Source organism: Scytonema hankhaensis NUACC26, assembly GCF_045865695.1.
GTDB lineage: Bacteria > Cyanobacteriota > Cyanobacteriia > Cyanobacteriales > Nostocaceae > Scytonema.
This window is the reverse complement of the sequence record NZ_BAACAP010000135.1, coordinates 26,223-32,222: the sequence shown is the minus strand read 5'-3', so window position 1 is coordinate 32,222 and position 6,000 is coordinate 26,223. Positions and strand designations below refer to the sequence as shown.

7 protein-coding genes and 1 pseudogene are annotated in these 6,000 nt (G+C 40.6%); 5 read left to right on the top strand and 3 right to left on the bottom strand.

The features are described from left to right. The coding region (locus tag ACKTT2_RS08390; RefSeq protein WP_407885597.1) for a WD40 repeat domain-containing protein at positions 1-329 on the top strand (329 nt) is incomplete at its 5' end. A gap of 145 nt (positions 330-474) precedes the next feature. Here ACKTT2_RS08390 and ACKTT2_RS08385 read toward each other — a convergent pair. Further along, on the bottom strand, positions 475-1,110 hold the full coding sequence (locus ACKTT2_RS08385; protein ID WP_407885595.1) for a Uma2 family endonuclease: 636 nt from the start codon (positions 1,108-1,110) through the stop codon (positions 475-477). Positions 1,111-1,216: 106 nt separating this feature from the next. On the opposite strand from ACKTT2_RS08385, the gene ACKTT2_RS08380 reads away from it, so the two are divergent. The 3 genes from ACKTT2_RS08380 (at position 1,217) to ACKTT2_RS08370 (ending at position 3,207) form a co-directional block, all read left to right on the top strand. Next, positions 1,217-2,053, top strand: coding sequence for a tetratricopeptide repeat protein (locus ACKTT2_RS08380; RefSeq protein ID WP_407885593.1), 837 nt, complete (start codon positions 1,217-1,219; stop codon positions 2,051-2,053). Between the two features lie 98 nt (positions 2,054-2,151). Next, on the top strand, positions 2,152-2,496 hold the full coding sequence (locus ACKTT2_RS08375; protein WP_407885591.1) for a hypothetical protein: 345 nt from the start codon (positions 2,152-2,154) through the stop codon (positions 2,494-2,496). 114 nt (positions 2,497-2,610) lie between these two features. Further along, positions 2,611-3,207: a DUF4126 domain-containing protein gene (locus tag ACKTT2_RS08370; protein WP_407885589.1), complete on the top strand. Its 597-nt coding sequence runs from the start codon at positions 2,611-2,613 to the stop codon at positions 3,205-3,207. 289 nt (positions 3,208-3,496) lie between these two features. Here ACKTT2_RS08370 and ACKTT2_RS08365 read toward each other — a convergent pair. Further along, positions 3,497-4,142, bottom strand: a pseudogene (locus ACKTT2_RS08365) (translation elongation factor Ts). Between the two features lie 674 nt (positions 4,143-4,816). On the opposite strand from ACKTT2_RS08365, the gene ACKTT2_RS08360 reads away from it, so the two are divergent. Continuing rightward, positions 4,817-5,266: a response regulator gene (locus tag ACKTT2_RS08360; protein ID WP_407885587.1), complete on the top strand. Its 450-nt coding sequence runs from the start codon at positions 4,817-4,819 to the stop codon at positions 5,264-5,266. Positions 5,267-5,274: 8 nt separating this feature from the next. On the opposite strand, the gene ACKTT2_RS08355 is transcribed toward ACKTT2_RS08360, so the two are convergent. Next, a complete protein-coding gene (locus ACKTT2_RS08355) occupies positions 5,275-5,715 on the bottom strand; it encodes a Na-translocating system protein MpsC family protein (RefSeq protein WP_407885585.1) in 441 nt (146 codons plus the stop codon). Positions 5,716-6,000 lie beyond the last annotated feature (285 nt).

Genomic DNA, 6,000 nt, shown 5'->3' with positions numbered 1-6,000 from the left:
CGGTGTCGAGCGTGGTATTTAGCCCGGATGGTGAGCGCTTGGCAACGGCATCAGATGACAAAACGGCGCGGGTGTGGGATGCGAAAACTGGTAAACCGTTGCAGACTCTCACCGGACATGAAAGTTCGGTGTCGAGCGTGGTATTTAGCCCGGATGGTGAGCGCTTGGCAACGGCATCAGATGACAAAACGGCGCGGGTGTGGCAAGTGGGAGATATTGAAGATATGTTGGCGATTAGCTGTGACTGGGTGTGCCACTATTTGGAAAGTAAGCCGGAAGGTGATAAAGACAGGCATTTATGTGATGAAATCAAATCAATTAAAAATTAAAATAGTGTCCGCTATAATTGCATTTTGACACCGACTACAAGTTGATTTTTCTGCTAACCATCGCTCCCAATTTCATCTAGCCTCAACAACCAACATCAGGTAAACCCGAATACGGAAATTCCAAGCTTAGGTCTTTTGCAGTTTTTTAAATACACAAAGCTTGATTGGCGGTCAGTTCTAATTCAGGGAACAGCCTGGACACAATCCGTTGATTTTTGGTGTATACACTTTGCTGATAAACACCCTGTGACAGGAGACAGATAGTTACTTTATTTAAAAGTGGATCGACAATCCAATATTCACCAACGCCAAAGTCAGCATATTCAGAGGACTTTTCATTATAATCCCGGTCAACAGATTCGGGACTAACAACCTCAACAATTAATAGTGGTGGTGTCCGGAGAATGGCAGATGTTTTTTCAATAGTTTGTGCCTGCTCCACGGTCATGACACTCACGTCTGGTCTTCTGGGCTGTTTTTTAGTTAGCACCTCTGTACCATTGGGGCGTGGTTCCAATGGTAATCCCAACCTTTCTTTTTCTAAAAAGAAACGCACAAGTAGGAGTGTAATAATCTGTTCATGCTTGCCAGTACCTGGAGGCATTTCTACCAACACTCCATCAACAAGATCGTAACGTTTATCCGTGCCGTCATCAAAATTTAAATACTCTTTGAGCGTGTTGATTTTAAAAGGTGTCTTGGTCATTAGAAAAACCCCAACAGTTACACATTCTATCATAAACTGCGATCGCCCGAGTGAGCGCTGCGCTAAAACCAGCATTGCTTTAGTCCAATAACTTAACCGATTGTTATTTTGCGTTGGGATTGGGCATCCTAAGTTGAAAGGAACTTAGTTCCTGTATAATCACACAACTATATAGAAAGTTATGAGATTAACTTCAACTTCCATTGCAATTCTGGGTGCGATCGCCTTTGGCGCAAGCTGTACCCAGCTTATCGCTGTTCTCGTCAATATTCCTCAAGTTTATGCTCAAACACCACCACCAATAGAAACCCCTCAAGGTAATGCTAGTGACTTGCTAAATCTTGGACTGGAAAAATCCAATACAGGAGACTTGCAAGGAGCATTAGCAGACTATACCCAAGCAATTCGTCTCAATCCCCGCTATTCCCTGGCATACTACAACAGAGCCATAACGTATTACGATTTAGGAAATAAAGAAGCAGCGCTTGCTGACTACGATAAAGCAATTCAAGTCAACCAAAGCTGGGGTAAGGGAGCAATTGTTGACGCTTATATTAACAGAGGACAGCTACGAGATGAGATGGGTGATTATAAAAGTTCGGTAGCAGATTATAACAAAGCTATCAGTATAAATCCTCAAGACTCTGAAGCTTACTATAATAGAGGTATTGTTCAGCAGAATATGGGCGATCAAAAAGCAGCCATTGCTGACTATACAAAGGCAATTCAAGTCAATAACTGGACAGATAAAGGACCTTACTCTGCATATCTCAATCGAGGCAATGTCAAATTACAGATACGGGATCCCCAAGGAGCGCTAGAGGATTACAACCAAGCGATCGCTCTGAAAAAAGACTATGCTATAGCTTATAAAAATCGGGGAATTCTATACTTAAACACAAAGAAGACACAGCAGGGAATTCAAGATTTACAAAAAGCAGCAGAATTGTTTCAACAGCAAGGTCATCAAAATAGATATGACCAAGTTGTTCAAATCCTCAAAGAAGTCCAAAGATAATATCTCACCCGTTTGTAGGAGGGCAGCAAAAAGTTTGTTGGTTTATCTTAGTAGTTATCAAACCAAGACAAAAAGGTTTGAAATACTGTTCCTCTCTTATGGCAGGTATCCCATTCAAACTGCTGCCTCTCCATCCTATGAAAATCAAAGCTTTAGTATACTTAGTGCCTTTTGTGCTAGTTGGACAATCTTCTGCTTATGCCATCCAAGATACTCCTCGTCTGACTCCAACACAAATTCAACGTTTTTCTCGCGACCTCGTTCCTTATAACTCTCAAGACTTTTTTAATGAAGGACAAGAATTGATAGAGAGAGAAATTCAAATTCTTAAAGAAAGACAAAATTCTTCAAAAGAACCTATTCTGAAAGTAAATCCGCAACCTCAGATAGAAGAAGAACTTACACCTCGGAAAAACAATCCTAATGTTTTGCCAAAGGAATAGCGATCGTATTGACTAACAACTCTTTTGTTAGATACCTCTGTTATCAATTTTTTATAACCTACTAAGTAATACGTAAACTTTACACCGACCGTTCGAGCAAGAAGTCGTAACAATATGGATACATTATTAAGTATTGGTATTGGTATTGCTCTGAGTGCAGCTTGTGGCTTTCGCATCTTTGTACCACCTCTTGTCATGAGTCTTGCTGCAATCTACGGGCATTTGCCACTTTCACCAGATTTTACCTGGATTGGAACATATCCGGCACTCATAGCATTTGCTGTAGCCACTTGTATCGAAATTGCTGCTTATTATATTCCTTGGGTGGATCATGCGTTAGATATTGTGTCAACACCAACTGCCATCGCTGCTGGAACTTTCATCACCAAAGCTTTAGTTCACGATACCGCAACTCCTCTCTTAGAATGGACAATCGCAGTTATTGCTGGTGGCGGTGCTGCAGGAATTATTCAAACCTTTATGGGAATGACTCGTTTGTCTTCAACAGCACTTACAGGCGGCTTCGGGAATGGAATTATTTCTACTGTAGAGGCTTTAGGTGCGATCGTTCTCTCAGCCTTGGGAATCTTTGTTCCTTTTTTCGCCGCAAGTCTAGTTGTCGTGTTACTAATTTTTATGGTGAGCAAAGGTTTGCAAATCCTAGCTGCTAGACGGCAACTTTTTGTGCAATCGCCACAAAATAAGCTATAAAATTTCTTTCTTGTGGTGCGGGCGTCCTCGCCCACCACTAATAGAGGACGAGCGGGGACGCCCGTCCCACAATATGGAATAACTTTCTAGATATTTCTAAAGTACAACTCAACAATTGTAGGTAATGTAGGGTGGGCAATGCCTACCACCAAGTTTTGTGGTAGGCATTGCCCACCCTACATATATTTTACAAATCAAATACAATTGCTATTTTCTAAGAAAATAGCAGCGATCGCTAGGTTTACGAAACGATCGCTGCCTAATTTCCAATCTAAGACAAAAACCTTGTCTACTTAGCAGCCTTAATACCTTCACCCAAAACAAAGCGAACAAAGCGCCGGACTTGGATATTTTCATCCAGTAAGGCTATATGTTGCTGGATGACATCTTCTACTGTGTTACTGGAATCCCGAAGGAAAGGTCGATCCATCAAAGACATTTCTTTAAGACGTTTTTCAATCCTTCCTTGAACTATTTTTTCTTTGACGGCTTCGGGCTTGTTAGCAATATCATCCCGTCCCATCTCAATTTCTTTTTCCCTCGTTACAACTTCAAGTGGAATGTCTCCTACCTTGACATACTCTATATCTTGATAAGCGGCTATTTGCATAGCTAGGTCTCGAACTAAGGTTTGGAACTTCTCGTTACGAGCCACAAAGTCAGTTTCGCAGTTGACTTCTATCAGCACACCCACTCGACTTCCATTATGAATGTAACTCTCAATAAGCCCTTCTACAGATAAGCGATTTGCGATAAGCTGGGTACAGCTTGCGCTTCGCGAACGCAACAGCTTTGGCAAGACCTTTCTTCCTCAGCCATTCTTCAGCTTTGATGAGATCGCTATTATTCTCTTGCAGAGCCTTTTTACAATCCATAATTCCAACACTAGTTTTTTGACGTAGTTGTTGAACGAGTTTTGTACTGATTGGTGTCATAAAGCCTCAACTCCTATAATTTCTCATGGCTGTTTTCACGTTTTTCTCAAGTAATATTTATATACTACATTATACTACAAAAAGGTCAAGAGTTCAAAAAACTTTTCATTCTAAAGTTAGAAGTATTCGTATATTTAATGTTTATGGGATATCTTTGGGGTATTGAAATGATAGTAATTTTCCTGCGACCCTTGAAATTCACAAAACAAGCAGCGTATTTATACTTATAAAAAGTATTTGTTAAGATAAAAATCCTAGTTTTGTAATAAGTATAATTTATTACTATAATACAACGCCTTTATAATCTATCCCTTCTATAGCGACAGTTCAGCCATTACGGTATGTGTTGGCTTTGTATAACAGAATGCAAAGAAATTAGTTACTTTAACGATCCCATGTTAATTAATGCTTAAATATATTAAGTACTTATGACTTTTTTGATAAAATTTCTAGCTACTTTGCATATAATTAAGAAGAAGCGTCTTGCTCTGCTAGCTTGAGAGAATTCTGAAAAGCTGAATTGAGTAAGCTTAGGGAGCGAGAACAATCGACTTGCTAAGGTTGAGTAACGAGCCAGTCTAGAAAGAGCGCTATTAATCAACCGCTCGCAGAATGCCTCGTTTGTTCTTAAAACGAACTATGATGTATGCACAGCAAAATCTTCTGGAGAAGCAATGGAACTGGCACACGTATTTATGAGCGACGACAAGCAGAACAATTCTCGACCACCCTTAATACTAGCAGTAGAAGATAATGATGATAATCTATTGCTGTTAACTTATGCTCTTGATTCTTTGGGCTGTAGGTTGATTTGTCAAAAAGATAGTTCAACGACCGTACTCGTTGCCAAGGAATACCAACCCGATCTGATATTACTGGACATCCTGTTACCGGGGAAAAGCGGTATAGATGTTGTGCGTTCTCTCAAGCAAGAACCCCTTACTCGCCATATTGCTGCTATCGCAATCACTGCTTTAGCAAGTGCGGAGGATAGAGAACGCATTTTGAGGGCAGGATTTGACGACTATATCAGTAAGCCTTACATGATCGAAGATTTGGAAGATATGGTTCGGTCTTATCTAAGGAGAAAATCAAATATTGGTTCGGTATTTGATGTCTGCTAGGAGTCATTTTATGGGGCTGTTCTCTCTGGATGGTTTTCGTCGCTAGATAAAGGTTTACGCTTAGTTTTAGTAGTCGGAGCAGGAGTACGAACTTCTGGTGCGTTTGTCAGAAGGGCAATAATTCCTGTACGACCAGTAGCAAGTGTTGCATCGCTCAGTAGCTCAATAACAGAAACATTTAAAGTCTCTTCTATTACTGCTTTGAGTTGTGGTTGAATTGCATCATCTAAGTCTGAATGAACTTGCTCGGCGAGTTGTACTCGACCTGACCGAGCCAGAAATTGTTCTGGTTGGGTGATGGAACCTTCTAGAACAAGGACTACATTTTGTTCGGACAATTGACAAGTGATTTTACTCGGTTGATGCCCTAATTGCTCTCGGTATAAAGCCTGAATGCGTTGTGTCAAAGTTCTTTCTACTTGACCGCGAGTTGGTGTTGATGGAGTCATGCGTTTTTTTTCCTAGATAGTTAGACCGCTAAGGACAAGTCAGAAAGGACGTGGAGAATTAGCCATTGTAGGTTGAGAACTATGGAAGGGATTGGGGTAGTTCTTTTTGTCTGATTCTTCACGCTTAGCTTTTTGAGTTGTCATTAGCGATGTAATAAGTGAACGTATTTTGATGGGCTAAGATTCATGAACCATTAATTGCATTGTAATGAGAGGGCTTCGGTAAAATCACCATCCAAACGCAGTATTTTGTGTGAAGGCTGAACAACCGCTTGGTATAGGAGG

Coding starts and splice junctions, on each gene's coding strand:
- ACKTT2_RS08360 (WP_407885587.1), top strand. CDS start 4,817: ATGGAACTGGCACACGTATTTATGAGCGACGACAAGCAGAACAATTCT.
- ACKTT2_RS08375 (WP_407885591.1), top strand. CDS start 2,152: ATGGCAGGTATCCCATTCAAACTGCTGCCTCTCCATCCTATGAAAATC.
- ACKTT2_RS08370 (WP_407885589.1), top strand. CDS start 2,611: ATGGATACATTATTAAGTATTGGTATTGGTATTGCTCTGAGTGCAGCT.
- ACKTT2_RS08355 (WP_407885585.1), bottom strand. CDS start 5,715: ATGACTCCATCAACACCAACTCGCGGTCAAGTAGAAAGAACTTTGACA.
- ACKTT2_RS08385 (WP_407885595.1), bottom strand. CDS start 1,110: ATGCTGGTTTTAGCGCAGCGCTCACTCGGGCGATCGCAGTTTATGATA.
- ACKTT2_RS08380 (WP_407885593.1), top strand. CDS start 1,217: ATGAGATTAACTTCAACTTCCATTGCAATTCTGGGTGCGATCGCCTTT.